24 protein-coding genes and 1 tRNA gene are annotated in these 18,408 nt (G+C 63.3%); 16 read left to right on the top strand and 9 right to left on the bottom strand.

Annotated features, from left to right (window positions below):
- The first annotated feature begins 4 nt into the window (after positions 1-4).
- The 3 genes from ctaD (at position 5) to NDO55_RS10725 (ending at position 3,828) form a co-directional block, all read left to right on the top strand.
- Positions 5-1,693 (top strand): cytochrome c oxidase subunit I, encoded by a 1,689-nt coding sequence (gene ctaD, locus NDO55_RS10735; protein ID WP_252115086.1) that lies wholly within the window; start codon positions 5-7, stop codon positions 1,691-1,693.
- A gap of 174 nt (positions 1,694-1,867) precedes the next feature.
- Positions 1,868-2,284, top strand: a complete 417-nt coding sequence (locus NDO55_RS10730) for an ester cyclase (RefSeq protein ID WP_252115085.1) — start codon at positions 1,868-1,870, stop codon at positions 2,282-2,284.
- A 137-nt stretch (positions 2,285-2,421) separates the two neighbouring features.
- On the top strand, positions 2,422-3,828 hold the full coding sequence (locus NDO55_RS10725; protein ID WP_252115083.1) for a porin: 1,407 nt from the start codon (positions 2,422-2,424) through the stop codon (positions 3,826-3,828).
- Between the two features lie 36 nt (positions 3,829-3,864).
- Here the strand turns inward: NDO55_RS10725 and phoU are convergent, their stop codons facing one another.
- Positions 3,865-4,551 carry a phosphate signaling complex protein PhoU gene (gene phoU, locus NDO55_RS10720; protein WP_252115081.1) on the bottom strand — a complete coding sequence of 229 codons (687 nt, stop codon included), beginning with the start codon at positions 4,549-4,551 and terminating at the stop codon, positions 3,865-3,867.
- Positions 4,552-4,708: 157 nt separating this feature from the next.
- Between phoU and NDO55_RS10715 the strand changes: the two genes are divergently transcribed.
- Complete coding sequence (locus tag NDO55_RS10715) at positions 4,709-4,867, top strand: YqaE/Pmp3 family membrane protein (RefSeq protein WP_252115079.1); 159 nt, start codon at positions 4,709-4,711, stop codon at positions 4,865-4,867.
- Positions 4,868-4,887: 20 nt separating this feature from the next.
- Complete coding sequence (locus NDO55_RS10710; protein WP_252115077.1) at positions 4,888-5,184, top strand: hypothetical protein; 297 nt, start codon at positions 4,888-4,890, stop codon at positions 5,182-5,184.
- On the opposite strand, the gene NDO55_RS10705 is transcribed toward NDO55_RS10710, so the two are convergent.
- Positions 5,181-5,912, bottom strand: coding sequence for a peptidylprolyl isomerase (locus NDO55_RS10705; protein ID WP_252115075.1), 732 nt, complete (start codon positions 5,910-5,912; stop codon positions 5,181-5,183). The genes NDO55_RS10710 and NDO55_RS10705 overlap by 4 nt on opposite strands.
- An 89-nt stretch (positions 5,913-6,001) precedes the next feature.
- On the opposite strand from NDO55_RS10705, the gene NDO55_RS10700 reads away from it, so the two are divergent.
- The 7 genes from NDO55_RS10700 to NDO55_RS10670 are packed head-to-tail and all read left to right on the top strand — an operon-like array spanning position 6,002 to position 10,251.
- Positions 6,002-6,913, top strand: a complete 912-nt coding sequence (locus tag NDO55_RS10700; protein ID WP_252115074.1) for a heme o synthase — start codon at positions 6,002-6,004, stop codon at positions 6,911-6,913.
- Positions 6,910-7,053: a hypothetical protein gene (locus tag NDO55_RS10695; protein WP_252115073.1), complete on the top strand. Its 144-nt coding sequence runs from the start codon at positions 6,910-6,912 to the stop codon at positions 7,051-7,053. Before NDO55_RS10700 ends, NDO55_RS10695 begins: the two co-directional genes overlap by 4 nt.
- Positions 7,050-7,586 carry a cytochrome c oxidase assembly protein gene (locus NDO55_RS10690; protein ID WP_252115072.1) on the top strand — a complete coding sequence of 179 codons (537 nt, stop codon included), beginning with the start codon at positions 7,050-7,052 and terminating at the stop codon, positions 7,584-7,586. The genes NDO55_RS10695 and NDO55_RS10690 overlap by 4 nt, the downstream gene beginning before the upstream one ends.
- Before the next feature lie 50 nt (positions 7,587-7,636).
- Positions 7,637-8,458 (top strand): cytochrome c oxidase subunit 3, encoded by an 822-nt coding sequence (locus NDO55_RS10685; protein ID WP_252115071.1) that lies wholly within the window; start codon positions 7,637-7,639, stop codon positions 8,456-8,458.
- Positions 8,424-8,816, top strand: a complete 393-nt coding sequence (locus tag NDO55_RS10680) for a DUF983 domain-containing protein (protein WP_252115070.1) — start codon at positions 8,424-8,426, stop codon at positions 8,814-8,816. Before NDO55_RS10685 ends, NDO55_RS10680 begins: the two co-directional genes overlap by 35 nt.
- Positions 8,813-9,388 (top strand): SURF1 family protein, encoded by a 576-nt coding sequence (locus NDO55_RS10675; RefSeq protein ID WP_252115069.1) that lies wholly within the window; start codon positions 8,813-8,815, stop codon positions 9,386-9,388. The genes NDO55_RS10680 and NDO55_RS10675 overlap by 4 nt, the downstream gene beginning before the upstream one ends.
- The gene (locus NDO55_RS10670) at positions 9,385-10,251 is read left to right on the top strand and encodes a class I SAM-dependent methyltransferase (protein ID WP_252115068.1); all 867 of its coding nucleotides are present in this window, start codon (positions 9,385-9,387) and stop codon (positions 10,249-10,251) included. The genes NDO55_RS10675 and NDO55_RS10670 overlap by 4 nt, the downstream gene beginning before the upstream one ends.
- Here NDO55_RS10670 and NDO55_RS10665 read toward each other — a convergent pair.
- The 3 genes from NDO55_RS10665 to NDO55_RS10655 are packed head-to-tail and all read right to left on the bottom strand — an operon-like array spanning position 10,248 to position 11,841.
- Positions 10,248-10,880 (bottom strand): heme exporter protein CcmB, encoded by a 633-nt coding sequence (locus NDO55_RS10665; protein WP_252115066.1) that lies wholly within the window; start codon positions 10,878-10,880, stop codon positions 10,248-10,250. The two genes, NDO55_RS10670 and NDO55_RS10665, sit on opposite strands and share 4 nt — an antisense overlap.
- Entirely contained in the window at positions 10,877-11,443 is a 567-nt protein-coding gene (gene ccmA / locus NDO55_RS10660) for a heme ABC exporter ATP-binding protein CcmA (protein ID WP_252115064.1), read from the bottom strand. Before ccmA ends, NDO55_RS10665 begins: the two co-directional genes overlap by 4 nt.
- Positions 11,440-11,841 (bottom strand): metallopeptidase family protein, encoded by a 402-nt coding sequence (locus NDO55_RS10655; protein ID WP_252115062.1) that lies wholly within the window; start codon positions 11,839-11,841, stop codon positions 11,440-11,442. The genes ccmA and NDO55_RS10655 overlap by 4 nt, the downstream gene beginning before the upstream one ends.
- An 86-nt stretch (positions 11,842-11,927) precedes the next feature.
- On the opposite strand from NDO55_RS10655, the gene NDO55_RS10650 reads away from it, so the two are divergent.
- A tRNA-Ser gene (locus tag NDO55_RS10650) sits at positions 11,928-12,018 on the top strand.
- A 70-nt stretch (positions 12,019-12,088) separates the two neighbouring features.
- Here NDO55_RS10650 and NDO55_RS10645 read toward each other — a convergent pair.
- The 3 genes from NDO55_RS10645 to NDO55_RS10635 all read right to left on the bottom strand — a co-directional run bounded on the left by NDO55_RS10645 (position 12,089) and on the right by NDO55_RS10635 (position 15,377).
- A complete protein-coding gene (locus NDO55_RS10645; RefSeq protein WP_252115060.1) occupies positions 12,089-13,246 on the bottom strand; it encodes a tetratricopeptide repeat protein in 1,158 nt (385 codons plus the stop codon).
- On the bottom strand, positions 13,243-14,106 hold the full coding sequence (locus tag NDO55_RS12100; RefSeq protein WP_252115058.1) for a transferrin-binding protein-like solute binding protein: 864 nt from the start codon (positions 14,104-14,106) through the stop codon (positions 13,243-13,245). The genes NDO55_RS10645 and NDO55_RS12100 overlap by 4 nt, the downstream gene beginning before the upstream one ends.
- Before the next feature lie 275 nt (positions 14,107-14,381).
- The gene (locus NDO55_RS10635; RefSeq protein ID WP_252115056.1) at positions 14,382-15,377 is read right to left on the bottom strand and encodes an AraC family transcriptional regulator; all 996 of its coding nucleotides are present in this window, start codon (positions 15,375-15,377) and stop codon (positions 14,382-14,384) included.
- A gap of 153 nt (positions 15,378-15,530) precedes the next feature.
- On the opposite strand from NDO55_RS10635, the gene NDO55_RS10630 reads away from it, so the two are divergent.
- From NDO55_RS10630 to NDO55_RS10620, 3 genes are read left to right on the top strand one after another with little or no spacing between them, the layout of a single operon-like run.
- The gene (locus NDO55_RS10630) at positions 15,531-16,373 is read left to right on the top strand and encodes an NmrA family NAD(P)-binding protein (RefSeq protein WP_252115054.1); all 843 of its coding nucleotides are present in this window, start codon (positions 15,531-15,533) and stop codon (positions 16,371-16,373) included.
- 26 nt (positions 16,374-16,399) lie between these two features.
- Positions 16,400-16,885 (top strand): anthrone oxygenase family protein, encoded by a 486-nt coding sequence (locus NDO55_RS10625; protein ID WP_252115053.1) that lies wholly within the window; start codon positions 16,400-16,402, stop codon positions 16,883-16,885.
- A gap of 59 nt (positions 16,886-16,944) precedes the next feature.
- Positions 16,945-17,454 (top strand): DUF2721 domain-containing protein, encoded by a 510-nt coding sequence (locus NDO55_RS10620; protein WP_252115052.1) that lies wholly within the window; start codon positions 16,945-16,947, stop codon positions 17,452-17,454.
- Here the strand turns inward: NDO55_RS10620 and NDO55_RS10615 are convergent.
- Positions 17,451-18,356, bottom strand: a complete 906-nt coding sequence (locus NDO55_RS10615) for a haloalkane dehalogenase (protein WP_252115051.1) — start codon at positions 18,354-18,356, stop codon at positions 17,451-17,453. The two genes, NDO55_RS10620 and NDO55_RS10615, sit on opposite strands and share 4 nt — an antisense overlap.
- Between the last annotated feature and the right edge of the window lie 52 nt (positions 18,357-18,408).

Here is an 18,408-nt window from a genome sequence, read left to right as displayed (position 1 = left end):
AAACATGGCTACCACCCACGCCGACACGCTGCCGTTCGACGCTCCCCGCGAGGAGGGTCACGACACCCATGCGCACGACGCGGACCACAAGCCGGGCTTCTTCGCCCGCTGGTTCATGTCGACCAACCACAAGGATATCGGCACGCTCTACCTGATCTTCGCGATCATCGCGGGCATCATCGGCGGCGCGATTTCGGGCTTCATGCGCCTCGAACTGGCCGAGCCGGGCATCCAGTATCTAACCGGCGCATGGCCGATGGGTGCGGGTGCCGAAGCAAGCTTCGACCAGGCGCTCCATCACTGGAACGTGCTGATCACCGCGCACGGCCTCATCATGGTCTTCTTCATGGTCATGCCGGCCCTTATCGGGGGCTTCGGCAACTGGTTCGTGCCGATCATGATCGGGGCGCCGGACATGGCCTTCCCGCGCATGAACAACATTTCCTTCTGGCTCACCGTGGCCGCCTTCATCATGCTGCTCGCCTCGGCTTTCGTGCCGGGCGGCATCGGACCGGGCGCGGGTACGGGCTGGACCGTCTATGCCCCGCTGTCGACCAGCGGTTCGGCTGGTCCGGCGGTCGATTTCGCCATCTTCTCGCTGCACCTTGCCGGTGCTGCCTCGATCCTTGGCGCGATCAACTTCATCACCACCATCTTCAACATGCGTGCGCCGGGCATGACCCTGCACAAAATGCCGCTGTTCGTGTGGTCGGTGCTGGTCACCGCCTTCCTGCTGCTGCTCGCGCTTCCGGTTCTGGCCGGCGCGATCACCATGCTGCTGACCGACCGTAACTTCGGCACGGCCTTCTTCGATGCTGCCGGCGGCGGCGACCCGATCCTGTACCAGCACCTGTTCTGGTTCTTCGGTCACCCCGAAGTGTACATCATGATCCTGCCGGCCTTTGGCATCGTCAGCCAGATCGTCGCCACCTTCAGCCGCAAGCCCGTCTTCGGCTATCTCGGCATGGCCTACGCCATGGTCGCGATCGGCGTCGTTGGCTTCGTCGTCTGGGCGCACCACATGTTCACCATCGGCATGAGCGTGAACACCAAGATGTACTTCACCGCCGCGACGATGATCATCGCGGTCCCGACCGGCGTGAAGATCTTCTCGTGGATCGCCACCATGTGGGGCGGCTCGATCAGCTTCCAGACCCCGATGCTGTGGGCGCTGGGCTTCATCTTCCTCTTCACCGTGGGCGGCGTCACCGGCGTCGTGCTCGCCAATGGCGGCGTGGATAACTACATGCACGACACCTATTATGTGGTCGCGCACTTCCACTACGTGCTGAGCCTCGGTGCGGTGTTCGCGCTGTTCGCGGGCTTCTACTACTGGTTCGGGAAAATGTTCGGGAAGCGCTACAACGAGTTCCTGGGCAAGCTGCACTTCTTCGTGATGTTCGTTGGCGTCAACGTCATCTTCTTCCCGCAGCACTTCCTCGGCCTCGACGGCATGCCGCGTCGCTATCCTGACTATCCGGATGCCTTTGCGTACTGGAACGAGATTTCGTCGATCGGCTACATGATCATGGCCGCCTCGATGGTGATCTTCTTCGTCAATGTCTTCTGGAGCCTGGCCAAGGGTCCGAAGGCCCCCGACAATGAGTGGGGCGAAGGTGCGACGACGCTCGAGTGGAGCCTGTCGAGCCCGCCGCCTTATCACCAGTTCGAAACGCTGCCCCGGGTCGACTAGTCCCCGCAGCACCGAGAACAAGGAAAGGCCGTTCCTCCGGGAGCGGCCTTTTCTTTTGGTGTCGGTTCAGGTGGCCCCTCGACTTTCGCCCCTTCCGCAAGCCCGAACACCGCTCTATCCTGCATGTCGCCCCGGGGGGCCTGTCAGCGTCCAATGCGAACAAGGAGAGCTGATATGAGCATGTACGATACGGCGCGGAAGTTTTTCGATGCGTGCGAGACAGGCCAGGGCTGGGATGCCTGCAGACCCTATTGCAAGAGCAATGCGAGCTTCAGCGCGCAGGCCGATGCACTCGACGAGATCAAGACGGTCGAAGCCTATGCCGACTGGATGAAGGGCATGATGCCGCTCATGCCGGACGCGCATTACGATCTCAAATTTTTCGGCGTCGACAAGGACCGTCAATGCGCCGCGGCAGCCGCCGTCTATCATGGCACCCATACTGGCGGGGAAGGCGACCATGCGCCGACCGGCAAGAGCTTTGCCGGCGACTATGTGTTCGTCATGGATTTCGACGGCGACCGGATCAGCCACGTCAACAAGGTGTGGAACGACGTCCACTCGCTGCGCCAGTTGGGTTGGATGGAATAGGCCGCAGCGATCCGTTTGAAATTGCCGGTCAACTCTTCACCCTGTGTCATCGAACAGAAACGCGATTGCCTCAATTGTTAGACGTTCGTCGCCAAAGGGACACCTAATCGTCAATTAGGGGTCAGGGGACCGTCATCATGATTCGTAATACTCTTCTCGGCTCGGCCGCGCTTTGCCTTGCGCTCGCGGCCCAGCCCGCCTTCGCACAGGAAGTCAGCGCCGAGGATCTCGCGCGCATGCAGGCGCAGCTCGATGCACTCCAGGCCGAGGTCACCGACCTTCGCCAGCAGCTTGCCGAAGCGCAGTCCGCCGAAGTCGTCTACGAAGCGGAAATGGCTGCACGCGAGAGCGAGCTGATGTCCAGCATCGCCGAAGCCAAGGCCGAGGCCGAGGCCGCCAATGCGGCCGTTGCGGCGGCGCCCGCAATCGCCATGAAGCCGACCCCGGAAACCAAGGCCGGTGGCTTCACTTTCAAGCCGCGTGGCCGTCTCCAATATGACGTCGCCAACGTCTCGTCGCCCAACGGCATCGATGATGAGGGCCTCGGCTGGGGCACCACGCTGCGCCGCGCACGCCTGGGCGTCTCGGGCGATATGCCGGGTGGCTTCGGCTACAAGTTCGAAGTCGATTTTGCCGATAACGACGTCGCCATGACCGACGCCATCATCACCTACGAAGATGGCCCGCTCGGCGTCACCATCGGCCAGCACAATGCGTTCTGGGGCCTCGAGGAAATGACCTCGAGCAACCATATCAGCTTTATCGAGCGCGCTGCCTTCACCGATGCCTTCGGCTTCTCGCGCCGCGTCGGCCTTTCGGCCGAATATTCCGCTGGGGACGTCAAGCTGTGGGGCGGTTTCTTCACCGCCGATCTCGACGATCTGGGTGACGATGATGCCGACGATTACGGCATGGATGCCCGCGTCGTGTACCTGCCCAAGGTCGGCGACACGCAGCTTCATTTCGGTGGCTCGATCCACTGGCTCGATCGCGACGATGACGATCTCGGCGTGCGCTATCGCCAGCGTCCGAATATCGCGACGACCGACACGCGCTTCATCAATACCGGGAGCTTCGATTCCGACGAGCAGCTGAGCTACGGGCTCGAGTTCGCCGCCATTCGCGGCCCGCTCCACGTCGCCGGCGAAACGCATTGGCTCGATGCCTCGCGCGACGGTTTCGAAGATGCCAGCTTCTTCGGCGGGTTTGCCGAGGTAGGCTATTTCCTGACGCCGGGCGACAGCCGAGGTTACAAGGGCGGCAAGTTCGATCGCGTGAAGCCGGTCAGCCCGGTTGGCGAAGGCGGCTTCGGCGCGCTGCAGGCCAACCTGCGCTACGATCATATCGATCTCACCGACGGCACTCTGATCGGTGGCAGCCAGGACGCCTATGGTGCCTCGCTCATCTGGACGCCGATGGATTACATCCGCTTCATCGTCCAGTATCAGCGCCTGCAGATCGAGAATGCAGCCATCCCCGCGGCCGGGGACGATCGCGACTACGGTGTGGACGTGTTCGGCACCCGCGCGCAGGTCGAATTCTAAACTGAAATTGCGAATAGCCGTCGCGCGATGCGGCGGCTATTCGTCCAGGTCGTCGGTGCGGGCGGGATCCTCAGGGAACATCTCGCCCGTCGCCGCATAATAGACCGTCTCCGCCACGTTGGTGGCATGGTCGCCAATCCGCTCAAAATATTTGGCGATGAAAAGCGCGTGGGCAATGTCGTCGGCAGCGCCTTCGCTGTCCGAGGTCATCTTGAGCGTACGTTTGACGATCTTGGAATAGGCCTTGTCGATCGCATCGTCGCGGCTGTCGATCGTCAGCGCGAGCTTTTCATCACGATCGAGATAAGCCTTCACCGCAGCGCCGGCGAGCGCGGCGGCATCCTTGCCCATCGCTACGAGGTCGTCGACCTGGCTCCGGTCGGCGCTGTCGCCCATGCGCTTGACGCGCTTCGAGACGTTCTTGGCATAGTCGCCGATCCGCTCGATTACCGAGGCGATCTTCAGCGCTGCGATAATATCGCGCAGGTCGTCGGCCATCGGCGCGCGCAGCGCGATCGTGCGGATCGCCAGCTGGTCGATATCCTGCTCGAGCAAGTCGATCTTCTTGTCGTCCTCGATCACACGCTTGGCGATCGCAACATCGCCGGTCGACAGCGCTTCCACAGCCTGCTCGACCGCCTTGATCGCGAGACGGCCCATGGTTTCGATCTGACCGCGCAGGTTCGAGATATCGTCGTCGAAGGCGCGAAGCGTATGTTGCACTGAAGTTGCCATAATGTGACGGTTATATATCACTTGCGTGACAAAATCAAGTAAATCGCGGTTTGCCGTGCTTTTCGGCGCGCTCGTCGTTGCAGGGCCATGCCGACCGGAACGGCGCATTAGGCGAACAAGTTATTGGCCATGAAAGGAATTTTTCATGGGTAATCTTATCGTACTTATCGCTTCCGTCCTGCTGCCGCCGCTCGGCGTCGCGCTGAACAAGGGTATTGGCGGCACCTTCCTCGTGAACCTGGTGCTGACGCTGCTCTTCTTCATCCCGGGCGTGCTCCACGCAATTTACGTGAATTTCCTCTAATCGAGGTGTAAAAGGGGGCAATGGATAACATTGCTCCCGCAACACCGCGCTCGCGCCTGACGCCCTATCTTTGGGGCCTGTCGCTGCTGCTCATTCCATTGATCGGCACCAGCGTGAGCGGAGAGGTGAATTGGTCGCCGCTCGACTTCATCGTCGGGGCGGCGATCATTCTTTTGGCGGTCGGCCTGTTCGACCTTGTCGGGCGGCGCGTCGACACGACCGGCAAGCGTCTGCCTTATTATGCCATCATCGCCATCTTCATCCTCTACCTGTGGGCAGAGCTGGCGGTCGGCATCTTCTTCAATTTCGGCAGTTAGTCGTCGCCCGCCATCTCGGCGGCGGTGATCAGCACGGGATCGGCCAGCATCTGGCCCTTCATCACGCCCTCGCCCGCTTCGGGATCGAGCGGTGCGCCGAAGATCGCCTCGACCACATCCATGCCCTCGACCACGCGGCCGAAGGGCGAGAAGCCGTGAAAGCTCTCGCTCGCATCGAAGCCCGGGATATCGACCAGTGAGATGAACCAGTCGGCGCGGCCCTCACCCGGCGCCGGCGCGATCAGCGAGATAGTCCCGCGCTCGTGCAGGATGCCCGTATCGTCGGTCGATTCATGCGCGATCGGATCGAGCAGGTGATCGGTGCGCCGCACGCCGAATTGCGCGATCCCGGCATCGCCATAGGGCATCGCCCGATAGAAAGCCGCATCGACCAGCCAGCCGCGCTCGAGATAATCGAGGAAGGCCGCCGTCGTGACCGGCGCATTGCCACGGTCGAGATCGAGCACGATGTCGCCCATGCCGGTGGTCAGCGTGACCCGAACCAAATCCTCCGCAGCCTCGGCCTCTTCCGCCTGCGGCTCGATCGCCAGCCCAACGGCCACGACCCGCATCGGCTCACCGTTTGGACCCCCGATCATCAGCCCCGCCGGCGCCGGGCGCCAGCCGGGCGGCAGGGCTTGGTCAACACTTTCCTCGGCTTCGGAGGGCTCTGCAGGCACTTCCTGCGAGGCGAGCGACAATGCGGCGGCAAGACTGAGAATCAACATGGGCGGCAGCCTAGCCTAAACACCTCTTGCGACAAGGTATTTTTGTGGTCTTGGACTCATCGAAACGAGGCCTTATAGGAGCCGCAACCATGGACAATGCAGCCGCCACCACGACGCCCCGCTATCCGGCCAGCGCCGCCGACCTGTTCGCGCTGACCAAGCCGCGCGTCATGACGCTCGTCGTCTTCACGGCCCTGTGCGGACTGCTCGTCGCGCCGCAGGGCATCCACCCGATCCTGGGCTTCACCGCGATCCTCTGCATCGCCGTCGGCGCCGGCGCATCGGGCGTGCTCAACATGTGGTACGAAGCCGATATCGACGCCAAGATGAAGCGTACCGCCAAGCGGCCGCTGCCGACCGGGCGCGTCGAACGCCAGTCGGCGCTCCACTTCGGCGTCGGGCTCTCGGCCTTTTCGGTGATCCTGCTGGGGCTCGCGACCAACTGGCTCGCCGCAGCCATCCTCGCATTCGCCATCTTCTTCTATGCCGTCATCTATACGATGTGGCTGAAGCCCCGGACCGCGCAGAATATTGTCATTGGCGGCGCGGCAGGCGCTTTCCCGCCCTTGCTTGGCTGGGCTGCCGTGACCGGTGACGTCACCGTCCTTCCCATCCTTCTGTTCGGCATCATCTTCCTGTGGACCCCGCCCCATTTCTGGGCGCTGTCCCTGTTCGTGCGCACCGACTATGCCGCCGCCGGCATCCCGATGCTGCCGGTGGTCGCGGGCAACAAGGAAACACGCCGCCAGATCTTCCTCTATACGCTGCCGCTGGTCGCCTCGGCGGTCGCGCCCTGGCCGCTCGGCCTGACCGGGCCGATTTACGGTATCGCATCGATCGCGCTGAACCTTATCTTCCTCGTGCTGGCAGCAAGGGTCGCGCGCAACACCGCCGACGAGCCTGCCGGCATGGGCCCTGAAAAAGCCCTGTTCAAATATTCGATCCTTTACTTGTTCGCGCTGTTCGCAGTGCTCGTTGCCGACCGGATGATCATCGCATGACCGAAAACCAGCCCCCCTTCGACGAGAATGAATATCGCCGCCGCCAGAAAGAGCGCGCACGGGTGATGGCCCTGCTGCTGCTCGGCTTTGTCGCGTTGGTCTTCGGGATCACCATCGCCAAGATGGGGCTGGCCGGATGAGCGACAGCACGGCCCTCGACCGCAATAATGGCAAGGTCGCGCTGCGCGCTGCCTTGTTCGCGCTGGGCATGCTCGCGCTCGCCTTCGCTAGTGTCCCGCTCTATCGCATCTTCTGCCAGGTGACCGGCTTTGGCGGCACCACGCAGGTCGCAAACGAGGCACCCGGCGCCGTGGCCGGCGAAATCGGCGTGCGCTTCGATGCCAACATCTCGCGCGACCTGCCGTGGAATTTCGAGCCTGCCGCCACGGTGCGCATCGCCCCCGGCGCGCGCACGACCGTCAATTATACGGCGGAAAGCTATACGAGCCTGCCGACCAAAGGCACCGCGACCTTCAACGTGACGCCGGTCCAGGCGGGACAATATTTCTCCAAGATCGAATGCTTCTGCTTTACCGAGCAGGAGTTGGCACCCGGCGAGAAGGTCGAGATGCCGATCAACTTCTTCGTCGATCCGGCGATCCTCACCGACCCCGAGACCGCGCATATCGACGAAATCACCCTTTCCTATACATTTTTCCCGGTGGAAAATTGATGCGGGGTTCGCTAGGGCCGCGCGTAACGAACATCTGAGGACCTGAATCCATGGCTGGTACCGTCAACCACGACTATCACATCCTTCCCCCGAGCATCTGGCCGCTGGTCGGCGCGACCTCCGCGATGATCATGCTTGCCGGCGCGGTTTTCTGGATGAGCGATTATGCCGTTGGCCCGTACATGTTCGGTGCCGGCCTCATCGGCGTGCTGTTCACCTTCTGGAGCTGGTGGGCCGATGTCGTAAAGGAAGCCAACGGCGGCGATCACACCCCGGTCGTGCAGCTGCACCACCGCTATGGCATGATCCTCTTCATCGCGTCTGAAGTGATGTTCTTCGTCGCCTGGTTCTGGGCCTATTTCAACGCCTCGCTCTTCCCGCCCGAAGTGATCGGCGCCGAATGGCCGCCCGCGGGCAAGGAAGTTCTCAACCCGTTCGGCTATCCGCTGCTCAACACCCTCATCCTGCTCTGCTCGGGCACGACGGTGACCTGGGCGCACCATGCGCTGATCCACGGCGACCGTGACGGCCTCAAGAAGGGCCTGCTCGCGACCATCGGTCTGGGCGTCGTCTTCTCGGCCATCCAGGCCTTCGAATATAGCGTCGCGCCGTTCGCCTTCTCGGTCGAAAATGGCGGCGACATCTATGGTTCGACTTTCTACATGGCGACCGGTTTCCACGGCTTCCACGTGCTCGTCGGCACGATCTTCCTGATCGTCTGCTACTTCCGTGCGCGCCGCGGCGACTTCACCCCCAAGCAGCATTTCGGCTTCGAGGCCGCTGCCTGGTACTGGCACTTCGTCGACGTCGTCTGGCTGTTCCTCTTCGCCACCATCTATGTGTGGGGCGGCTGGGGCGCCACCTATCACTAGAAACACGGCACCGGGGCTGGCCGCGGCCAGCCTCAAGGGCCAGTGCCCGCGTTGCGGCACCCCGAGCCTATTTTCGGGGCCCGTCGCGCTCGCCGATACGTGTCGCCATTGCGGCCTCGACTTGAGCGGCTTCAATGTCGGCGATGGTCCGGCCGCCTTCCTTATCCTGATCATCGGCACGATCGTCGCGGTCGGCGCGATCTGGATGGAGCTGGCGATCGAGCCCGCCTGGTATGCGCACCTTGTCTGGGTCCCGATCCTGCTCGGCCTTACGCTTTATGGCCTGCGCCTCGGCAAGGCGGCTTTATTGTACCAAGAATATCAGCACGAAGCCCGCGAAGGACGCCTCAAGGAATGAGCACCAAGCGCATCCTCACCCTCGTCATCGTCGCCGGCGCGGTCGCCACGATGATCGGCCTCGGCATCTGGCAACTGGGCCGGGCCGAGGAGAAGGAAGCGTTGCTCGCGCAATATGAAGCCGCGACCGATCTCGATCCGGTTGCCTATCCGGTGATCGTCCCGGCCGAGCCGCCGCTCTATCGCCGCTCCTCGCTCAACTGCCTCGAAGTCGTCGATTGGCGACACCAGGCCGGTGCCAACGCCGCCGGCCAGTCCGGCTACGCCCATGTCGCCGATTGCCGCACCAGTGCCGAGGGGCCGGGCGCCGCAGTCGAAATCGGCTGGAGCCGGGAACCCGTGGCCGGCACCGACTGGGAGGGCGGCGAGGTTGCCGGCGTCATCGGACCCGACGAGCGATACGGCTTCCGCCTTGTCGCAGAGGCAGGCCAGGCCGGGCTCGAGACCAGCGCCGCGCCCTCGCCCGATGCGATCCGCAACAACCATATGAGCTATGCCTTCCAATGGTTCGCCTTTGCGGCGATCGCATTGATCATCACTTTCCTCGCCATGCGCCGGAAGCCCAAGACATGAGCGAGCTTCTGACCCTCGTCACCCAACCGTGGGACGATTATGCGCTGATCGACTGCGGCGACGGGCGCAAATATGAGCGCTTCGGCGACATCCGCACGATCCGTCCCGAGCCGCAGGCCATGTGGGCGCCCGCGCGCACCGACTGGGACGCACATGCCGAGTTCGTGCCGGCCAGCGATGCCGACGGGCGCGGCCGCTGGCACGAGCTCAAGCATGTCCCCGCAACGTGGGAATTGTCGCGCGGGCCGACGCGTTTTCACGCCAGCCTGACCCCCTTCCGGCACCTTGCCTTCTTCCCCGACATGGCCCCGCAATGGGACTTTGCCCGCGAGCGGCTCGGCGCGGGCAAGAGCGCGATGAACCTGTTCGGCTATACCGGCGTCGGCACGCTTCAGATGAGCGAGACCGGGGCCGACCTCGTCCATGTCGATGCAAGCAAGAAGTCGGTCGACGGCGCGCGCGAAAATGCCGCTTTGTCGGGGATGGAAAACAATCCCATCCGCTGGCTGGTCGAGGATGCGGGCAAGTTTGCCGCGCGCGAAGTGCGCCGCGAGCGCCGCTATGACGGCATCATGCTCGACCCGCCCAAATTCGGGCGCGGCCCCAAGGGCGAGCGTTGGGAAATCGAGACTGGATTGGCGCCGTTGCTCAACGATTGCGTCAGCCTGCTCGACGCCGATAGTCGCTTCCTCATCCTCACCGTCTATGCCGTGCGCATGAGCGCGCTGAGCATTGGCGAACTGCTGCGACAGCAGGCCGCACACCTGCCGGGCAAGGTGGAAGTCGGCGAGATGGGCGTGCGCGAGGAAGCGCGCGGGCTGGTCCTGCCCACCGCCATCTTCGCGCGCTACGTGAACGACTAGCTGCGCTGGCGCAAAGCTGCGCCCGCAACGAACGGGCTTCCCACCGTCAGCAACAACGAGACCGCGCCCAAGAGTGGAAAGGCGCCGGCCTGTCCTTGCGCCGCGCCGACGCCGAAGACGAGCACGGGGATGCCGAGCGGCAGGAGCAGGATGCCCGCCAGCGATCCGGCGCGCTCCAGTCCGGCGACGAGCCCTGCGACCGCGATGCCAAGCCCTGCCAAGGCGGGCGTCCCGACCAATAGGGAGAGGGCCAGTGCGGGGATCTGCGTTTCGGTAAGGCCCATCAGGGCGGCGGCCGGGAGCAACGCGACCAGCAACAGCGGCCCGAAGCCAAGCCAGTGTCCGATCAGCTTGGTGAGCGCGATCCATTCGGTCGAGATGCCGCGCAGGCGCAGCTGGTCGATGCTGCCATCTTCCATGTCGGGCGCGATCAGGCGGTCGAGCGGGAGCAAGGCCGCAAGCAGGGCAGCGACCCAGATCATACCCGGGCCGACGGCGCCCAGCAGCGCCGCATCGGGGCCGGTCGCGAACGGCACCAAGGTCGCGACGAGCAGGAAGAAGATGACCGGCAGCCAAATGCCGCCCGCCAGCGCGCGGCGCACTTCGCGAGCAATGAGCGCGCCGGTCACGAGCCCAGCTCCAATTCCTGCCACGTACCGTTCAATGGCTGGTGGCTGGCGGCAAGAACCGCACCGCCCGCCTGCCGATTCCGCGCAATCGCGGCGTCGAGCAGTTCGCGCGAGGCCGTATCGAGACCGTCGGCCGGTTCGTCGAGCAACAAGAGGCGCGCGCCGCTGGCAATCGCCCGCGCGAGGCCGGCGCGGCGGCGCTGTCCCGTCGACAAATAACGCACCGGCACTTCGGCCAGCTCGGTAAGGCCCATCGCCTTCAACGCCGTATCGACAATGTCCGAATTGTCGAGCTTCGCCCAAAAGGACAACGCATCGCGCAAAGACCGGTCGCGCTCCAGTCCGATCCGCTCGTCGGCCAGCGCCAGCCGCACCGCCTCGACCCGGCCGGAGATAGGTTCGAGCAATCCTGACGCGACCAGCAGCAGCGAGGATTTGCCGGTGCCGTTGGGGCCCGTCAGCCGCAGCGCATCGCCGGGCCCGAGCGCGAAGCTCACATCCTCGAACAAGGTCCGCCCGCCGCGCGCGCAGGTCACGCCCTCGAAGGTCAGGAGCGCGCTCATGCCTCGTCCTCGAGCGCATGCATGTCCGCGTCCGACAGGCCGAAATGATGACCGATTTCGTGCACCAGCACGTGGTGAATGAGATGCTCCAGCGTCTCGTCGCCCCGCTCGCACCATTCGAGCAGGATCGGCAGGCGAAACAGGCGGATGCGGTCGGGCAAGGTGCCGGAATGCTCGACACTGCGCTCGCTCATCGGGATGCCTTCATAGACGCCGGTCAGCTCGTACGGCTCCTCGATACTCATTTCGCGCAGCAGCTCGGGCTCGGCAAAATCCTGCACCTGGAAGACAATGTCGCCGAGATGTTCCGTAAATTGGGCAGGCAGCCGCGCATAGGCCGTCTCGGCAATCTTCTCCATCTCCTCCGCAGAGGGGGCAGTGCCGAAGCGACGATCCATCGCCTTCGCTTAGGCGAGGGAGATGCGCCGGGGCAAGCCACGGCTTGCACGCGCGCGCCCTTCCCGCTAGGCGCACGCACTGGCGCGGAGCGGTGGCCGAGTGGTCGAAGGCGCACGCCTGGAAAGTGTGTATAGGGTAACCCCCTATCGTGGGTTCGAATCCCACCCGCTCCGCCATTTACGAGGCCGTCCTGCCCAAGGCGTTTTTTTGGATGCTGGTGCCGGCCATCCGGACACTCCCGAAAATCTAGAAGATGCGGTTTATCTGCACCGCATAATCGCAATTCCTCTGCTCGAAATAGTCGATCGAGGAACTGACGAGATCGCACGAGATCGTGAGGCCCGGGACGAACGAGCCGACCCGCAAGCGCTCCGAACTGATCGCAGCCGCAACCGATGCGCCCGCTTCCTCCCTGCGCTCGAGCCAGAACGGGTCGATCTCGTCGAACCGGGTCAGCCGGCCACGCAATGACAATTCCAAGCTGACCTCTTCGAACCTCCACTGAGCCGAGGCCCTCAGGCCGATCGAGGTGAAACTCTGCTCGGCAAAGCCGGCCTCTCGTCGCTGGAATATGGGGCCCACCGCAAATCGTTGGGTGGGCGTCGGCGTGAAAAGATAGGGGAGCGACGCCTCGACTTGCACGCCTGACAGGCTCGACCCTGCATCGGAAAAGAAATAGCCGACCGTCAAAGCGGGTTGCAGTGCGGCCCTGGGGCCCAACGTCTCCGTATACGCTACCCGGGTGAAGGGCAGCGTGAAGGACTGAAACTTCTGGTCCAAGCGCGCAGCGCCGACCGTCGCCGAGACCCGTGGCCCCAATCTGTGCTGCACGCCGACATTGCCAGTGAACCTGTCAGCCAGGTCGCCGCGCAATTCTCGATAGGAGGCGGATACGGCCACCGAGGTGTCATCCGCGATCTGACGGTCATACTGCCCGCCAAGCGTGATGCCCCAGATGTCGCGATACTCGTCGTCCGGCTCGAAGGTGAGTTCGATGCCGCCGAAATCGAAGGAGTAGGTGTCGGGTTGGCGCAAGGGGTTGCCGAAACGGGCGATCGACGCCTGCAGCTTCAGTCGCCCGCGCTGCCTGTCGATCCGGTCGATGAAGACGAGAATCGACGATTTGACGGCAGCCGGCGGGTCATCGTCATAAGCCTCGACGAAGAGCTGCCGCGCCTCCCCAAGCCGCCCGGACAGCATGAGGGCGCGGGCCAGCTCCAATCGGATGCGCGGGGTCGGTGATCGCGCGTAGAGATCGCTCAGGACATCGACCGCTTCTTCCGGTCGGCCCTCGGCAATCAACTGTAGTCCGATCAGAAACTGACGTTGGTTCTCGGTTTCGCTGTGACCTGGTTGTGGCGCTTCCAGATGGGTCGGCGATATATCGACCGGAGCATCGATCAATTGCCGCCGAAGCCCCCGATATAGGACATGCTGTCATCGGGATTTGTCAGGAAGAACGTCCCGCCAATCTCGTTGGCATCCGGCCCGAAAAACTGTCCCGAAGCTTCGCCTGACAGGTTGAGCGTGGGCGACGTGCTGAAAATGCCGGTGATCGTGTTACCGCCGCCGCCATAGGTCAGCGTGCCCGTGAAATCCAACAAGGCCGCGTCGTTCGGCGTCAACGAACCAACGGCATTCGACAATTGCGAATTGACGGCTTCCACTTCGATCGTCCGGTTCTCGAAATTGGTCGAGAAGCTAGCATCGGCGACGACTTCGGCCGCATTTTCACCGTCTTGCGTGAGGATGCCGGCAACATAGCCGGTAAACACGACCGAGCCAGTCGGGGGGATGCGGGTGCCGTCCGTTGCCGCTCCGACCGATAGGGCGCCGAGATTGCCGCTCCCGGTCCCGAGACCCGTCGCCCAGACACCGAAGGTCTGATAATTGAAATTGCTGAAATAGGGATCGGCATAGATAGCCATGCTCCGCATGTCCGAGGATTGCAGCGTGATGGCCCCGGGATAGCCCAACGAACCCAAATTGGATGCTACCCCGGCATCGCCTTCGTCGAACGATACATCGGATTGCCGACCGTCGATCGAAAGACTTGAAAGGTCCTGATTATTGTCGATCGTGATCCTAGCGATCGCGCTGCCCCGAGTGACCCCCGACACCGAATTGAATACCAGATTGTCACCGCTGCCACTGGAGGTGAAAGCAGCTTCAGTGGACCGACCGTTGATGCGGGTCGTGTTGTTTGCAACCACGCTATCGAAATTGGCGAAGACGGCCTGTGGAGGCGGCGGCGGACTGGTCACGATGCCCGAACCGCCCGAAGTCGATCCGCCGCCACAAGCTGTAAGCAGCAAACCGATCGGCAATACTGCCAGAAGGCTCTTCGTTGGCTTGCAGCTCTCAGGAAAACGACTTCTCATTTCTCAGACCCTTCAGGAGATGAAGTGTAACAATGTAACAAGCCGCGCTTGGCCTGAGTCATTCTGAACACGCGGCGATGCTTTTTGTTGCAATTGCAGAGGATTGGCTCCCGTCAGCATGCGTCAGATCGCGCGAATGACTGCACCGGCTTCCTTATCTACGCCTTGCGAAATGACCCCGGTGTCTGCCCGGCCCAGCGCTTGAAGGCGCGGGTGAAAGCGCTTTGTTCGGAGAAGCCGGTGAGGAAAGCGATTTCGGCAAGGCCGTAATCGGTCTCGCAGAGCAATTGCTTGGCGAGACCCTGCCGCGCCGCGTCGACCAGGCCTTGGAAACTGAATCCCTCGTCCGACAAACGCCTTTGCAGCGTTCGTGCGCTCATGCCCATGTCCGAAGCGATGGATGAGACCGTCGGCACGCCTTCGCTCAAGGCGTTTGCGACCAGCGTCTTCACCTGACCGTCGAGGGTTTGCCGCTCCTCGATGCTCGCCAGTTCCTGTTCGAGATGGCGGTCGAAGAAACCCGCAATGGTGGCATCGCCCAACAGGTTGGGCGCGGTCAGCGTGTCTTCGCTCACCAGCACGGCATCGCGCTGCTCCCCGAAGTGCACGGGGCAGCCGAAGTGCGCTTCGTAGGCTGCAACGTCGCCGCGCGGCGCGTGCATGAAATGGATGGCCTTGGCGCGGAATGGTTCGGCGCTGACCTGCGCGCACATGACCCGTACGGCCGCGATGCTCGCTTCGTTGGAGAGCAGCATGCCGCGGCTGCCGTCACCTTCTTTATGGAGCGTGAGGAAAGCGCCATCTTCGACCCGCTCCAGTTCGAAGACTTCGACGCTGGAGAGGACGCGGCCATAGCGTTCCGCGCGGCTGAACGAGCCGCGCAGGTCGGGCGCCGACTTCCAGGCGAGCCCGAAGGCGCCATATTCGTCGGCCCGCATCGAACCGCCGATCCGCCACGGCAGCGCCAGCCCTTCTGGGTCGCGCTCCTCCAGCCGGGCGAAGAAACGGTAATAGTCTTCCGACGACACCATCCGCGCCGGATCGATCGGACCATCGGGATCGAGCCCCAGATCCTCGACCAGGTCGCGCGTCTCGACGCCCTCGCTCGCCTGCGAGACGACCTTGTAGACATAGAGTGACGTGATCTGCCCCATGACGGGGATTGAGCCTAATCGGCGCCCTATGGCTTGAACAGGCAGCGGCCGCGTGAATTGTCGTCATCGGTCAAAAGCTTGGCACGAGCGGGCAAGAATGATCGCGGTCCCTCGGCCTATCCCGGATGATGCAACGCCAACGGGAGACATGACATGACCAATAACGACACCATCCTCGTCCTCGGCGGCACCGGAAAGACCGGTCGCCGCATCGTGGAGCGCCTCGAAGCGAAAGGACATGACGTCCGCGCCGCCTCGCGCTCCTCGACCCCGGCTTTCGACTGGAATGAAGAAGCCGGATGGGATGCCGCAATGCACGGCGCCGCCGCCATCTACATCAGCTACACTCCCGACCTCGCCATGCCGGGCGCGACCGATGCCATCGCTGCGTTGGTCGAGAAGGCCAAGGCCAATGGCGTGAAGCGCCTCGTCATCCTGTCGGGTCGCGGCGAGGAAGAGGCACAGGCCTGCGAACGGATCGTCCAGCAAAGCGGGCTCGAATGTACCGTGGTGCGAGCCAGCTGGTTCGCGCAGAATTTCTCCGAAGGCGCGTTCATCGACATGGTCCATGCCGGTGCCATCACCCTTCCCGCCGGCGACACGCCCGAGCCCTTTATAGACGCCGACGACATTGCCGACGTGGCGGTCGCCGCCTTGTCCGAGGACGGCCACCATGGCGAAGTCTATGAAGTGACCGGCCCGCGCCTCATGACCATGGCCGAAGTGGCCGCCGACCTCAGCGCCGCGACGGGTCGACAGATCGACTTTGTCGACGTCCCGCACGATGCCTTCATGGACGAGATCAAGCGTTCGGGTGCGCCGGACGATATCGTCTGGATCCTCGATTATCTGCTCTCGACCGTGCTCGACGGGCGCAACGCCTATCTTGCCGACGGGGTCGAACGGGCGCTCGGTCGGCGCCCCAGGGACTTTGCCGACTATGCGCGCGAAACTGCCGCGACCGGCATCTGGAATGTGGAGGAAGCGGCCGCTTGAGGCCGCTTCCCAAGGGGAGAATCATCATGGATATGTTCACCACCGCCCTCACTTGGTTCGCCGCGATATCATCGGGCATCATGGCCGGAGTCTATCTCACCTTTTCGGTTTTTGTGATGCGCTCGCTCGACGCGATGGCAGGCACGACCGGTATGGCGGCGATGCAGTCGATCAACCGCATCATCCTCAAATCCGCCTTCATGCCGCTCTTTTTCCTGAGCAGCCTTGCCAGCCTCGTCCTTGCCATCGGCACGGCGCTCGACTTGGCGGATGCCGGGGCGATCTACCTGCTGGCAGGCGGCGCGATCTATGTGCTGGGCATGTTCGGCGTGACGGCGGCGGGCAATGTGCCACTCAACGACCGGCTGGAAGCGACCGATTCCGACGGCTCGGGAGCAGCGGCCATGTGGTCGCTCTACATGCGCCGCTGGACTGTCTGGAACCATGTACGCTCAATTGCCTGCACCACCAGTGCGGTCCTGTTCACGCTGGCCCTGATCGCACGGGCCTAACCGACCCCGAAGCGCGCGTCACGCTTGCCAGGCGCGCGCCGCGGGTCCATCCCTCCATCATGCTGATCGACCTTCTTATCGCATCCGGCGTCACCGACCTGCTCGAACGCACTGCGTCCACGCCGCGCGTCCAGGCGATCCTCCAGGCAAGCCTCGCCCCCGTCTTCATGCTCGCCGGCATCGGGGCCTTCCTCAACGTCATGAACCTGCGACTGACTTGGCTAGGCGAGCGCATCGATATCATAGAGACGGCGATCGACGAAGGGCGCAGCCCGCGCAGCGAGGATAGGCTCGCCTTGCTCCAGCGCCGCCAGCGCTTCGCCCATCATGCGGTCAACCTGTCCACCGCCGCCGCGCTGACCATCTGCATCGTCGTGGCGCTTCTGTTCGTGAGCGCCTTCGTCCGCACGCCGCTTGGTACGCTGGTGGCGATTGCATGGATCGGTGCGATGACGTTGATCTTCGCGGCGCTCACCTTCTTCCTGCGCGAAACGTCGCTGGCGACGCGCAGCCTCGCGGATTCCCGCGACCTGTCGAAGAAGATCGAAGAGCAGTCCGGCGATAGCTAGACGCCCGCTAGTTCCTTCAAGGCAGCGACAAACGCGTCCGGCACATCTTCCTGGCAGAAGTGCCCGCCACCCTCGACAATACGATGCGGCTGGCCTTTCGCGCCCGGCACCATCTTCTGGAAATAGGCCTCGCCGCCCTTGGTGATCGGATCCTGATCGGTGAAGAGTGTCAGGAAAGGCTTGTCGAAGCGCGCCAGCCCAGCCCAAGCCGCCACATTGGCAATGCCGCCCGGATCGTCTTCGCTCGTCGGGACTAACGTCGGGAACATGCGCGCGGCGGCCTTGCTCGGTTCGTCGGGAAAGGGTGCATCGTAGGCAGCAACTTCTGACTCGCTTAGTTCGCGCACCGTCGCGCGCTGGAGCAGCGGGCCGATACGGAAATCGGGGCTCGATTTGGCGAATTGCTGCCAGGCGAGGAAGGCGTCGGGCGGGGTGCCCTTGCCCGTGGGCAACATCGTGTTCGAGGCGACGACGAAGGCGAAGCGGTCCGGGTTCAAGCCGACGGCGCGCAATCCCAACAGGCCGCCCCAATCCTGGCAGAAGAGGCCGACATCCTTCAACTCGAGCGCATCGAGGACTTGGACCAGCCAATCATAATGCGCCGCATAGCTGAAGAGCGCCTTGTCGGTGGGCTTGTCGGACTTGCCGAAGCCAATGAGGTCGGGCGCAACGACGCGGCAGCCGGCCTCGGCCAGCGGCGGGATCATGAAGCGATAAAGGAAGGACCAACTCGGCTCGCCATGCAGCAGCAGAATAACCGGCCCGTCGCGCGGCCCTTCGTCCACATAGTGCATCCGTGCTGTCTCGCCATTGCCGAGGTCGACCTCCTGCCAGTGTTCGGCAAAGGGATAATCGGGAATGTAGGCAAAGCGGGCGGGATCGTGGGGCTGGATGGCGGGCATGAAGGGGCTCCTCTCGTCCGCATCGGGCCGCAGGCACGGCCTTTAGTCAACG

Origin of the sequence: Sphingomicrobium sediminis, assembly GCF_023805295.1 — a bacterium.
GTDB lineage: Bacteria > Pseudomonadota > Alphaproteobacteria > Sphingomonadales > Sphingomonadaceae > Sphingomicrobium > Sphingomicrobium sediminis.
The sequence above is the reverse complement of the archived record's forward strand: the minus strand, read 5'-3'. Positions and strand labels throughout refer to the sequence as shown.

Bases quoted from the DNA above. Each gene is read 5' to 3' on its own strand.
- ctaD (WP_252115086.1), top strand. From the start codon at position 5: ATGGCTACCACCCACGCCGACACGCTGCCGTTCGACGCTCCCCGCGAG.
- NDO55_RS10730 (WP_252115085.1), top strand. From the start codon at position 1,868: ATGAGCATGTACGATACGGCGCGGAAGTTTTTCGATGCGTGCGAGACA.
- NDO55_RS10725 (WP_252115083.1), top strand. From the start codon at position 2,422: ATGATTCGTAATACTCTTCTCGGCTCGGCCGCGCTTTGCCTTGCGCTC.
- NDO55_RS10715 (WP_252115079.1), top strand. From the start codon at position 4,709: ATGGGTAATCTTATCGTACTTATCGCTTCCGTCCTGCTGCCGCCGCTC.
- NDO55_RS10710 (WP_252115077.1), top strand. From the start codon at position 4,888: ATGGATAACATTGCTCCCGCAACACCGCGCTCGCGCCTGACGCCCTAT.
- NDO55_RS10705 (WP_252115075.1), bottom strand. From the start codon at position 5,912: ATGTTGATTCTCAGTCTTGCCGCCGCATTGTCGCTCGCCTCGCAGGAA.
- NDO55_RS10700 (WP_252115074.1), top strand. From the start codon at position 6,002: ATGGACAATGCAGCCGCCACCACGACGCCCCGCTATCCGGCCAGCGCC.
- NDO55_RS10695 (WP_252115073.1), top strand. From the start codon at position 6,910: ATGACCGAAAACCAGCCCCCCTTCGACGAGAATGAATATCGCCGCCGC.
- NDO55_RS10690 (WP_252115072.1), top strand. From the start codon at position 7,050: ATGAGCGACAGCACGGCCCTCGACCGCAATAATGGCAAGGTCGCGCTG.
- NDO55_RS10685 (WP_252115071.1), top strand. From the start codon at position 7,637: ATGGCTGGTACCGTCAACCACGACTATCACATCCTTCCCCCGAGCATC.
- NDO55_RS10680 (WP_252115070.1), top strand. From the start codon at position 8,424: ATGTGTGGGGCGGCTGGGGCGCCACCTATCACTAGAAACACGGCACCG.
- NDO55_RS10675 (WP_252115069.1), top strand. From the start codon at position 8,813: ATGAGCACCAAGCGCATCCTCACCCTCGTCATCGTCGCCGGCGCGGTC.
- NDO55_RS10670 (WP_252115068.1), top strand. From the start codon at position 9,385: ATGAGCGAGCTTCTGACCCTCGTCACCCAACCGTGGGACGATTATGCG.
- ccmA (WP_252115064.1), bottom strand. From the start codon at position 11,443: ATGAGCGCGCTCCTGACCTTCGAGGGCGTGACCTGCGCGCGCGGCGGG.
- NDO55_RS10655 (WP_252115062.1), bottom strand. From the start codon at position 11,841: ATGGATCGTCGCTTCGGCACTGCCCCCTCTGCGGAGGAGATGGAGAAG.
- NDO55_RS10635 (WP_252115056.1), bottom strand. From the start codon at position 15,377: ATGGGGCAGATCACGTCACTCTATGTCTACAAGGTCGTCTCGCAGGCG.
- NDO55_RS10630 (WP_252115054.1), top strand. From the start codon at position 15,531: ATGACCAATAACGACACCATCCTCGTCCTCGGCGGCACCGGAAAGACC.
- NDO55_RS10625 (WP_252115053.1), top strand. From the start codon at position 16,400: ATGGATATGTTCACCACCGCCCTCACTTGGTTCGCCGCGATATCATCG.
- NDO55_RS10620 (WP_252115052.1), top strand. From the start codon at position 16,945: ATGCTGATCGACCTTCTTATCGCATCCGGCGTCACCGACCTGCTCGAA.
- NDO55_RS10615 (WP_252115051.1), bottom strand. From the start codon at position 18,356: ATGCCCGCCATCCAGCCCCACGATCCCGCCCGCTTTGCCTACATTCCC.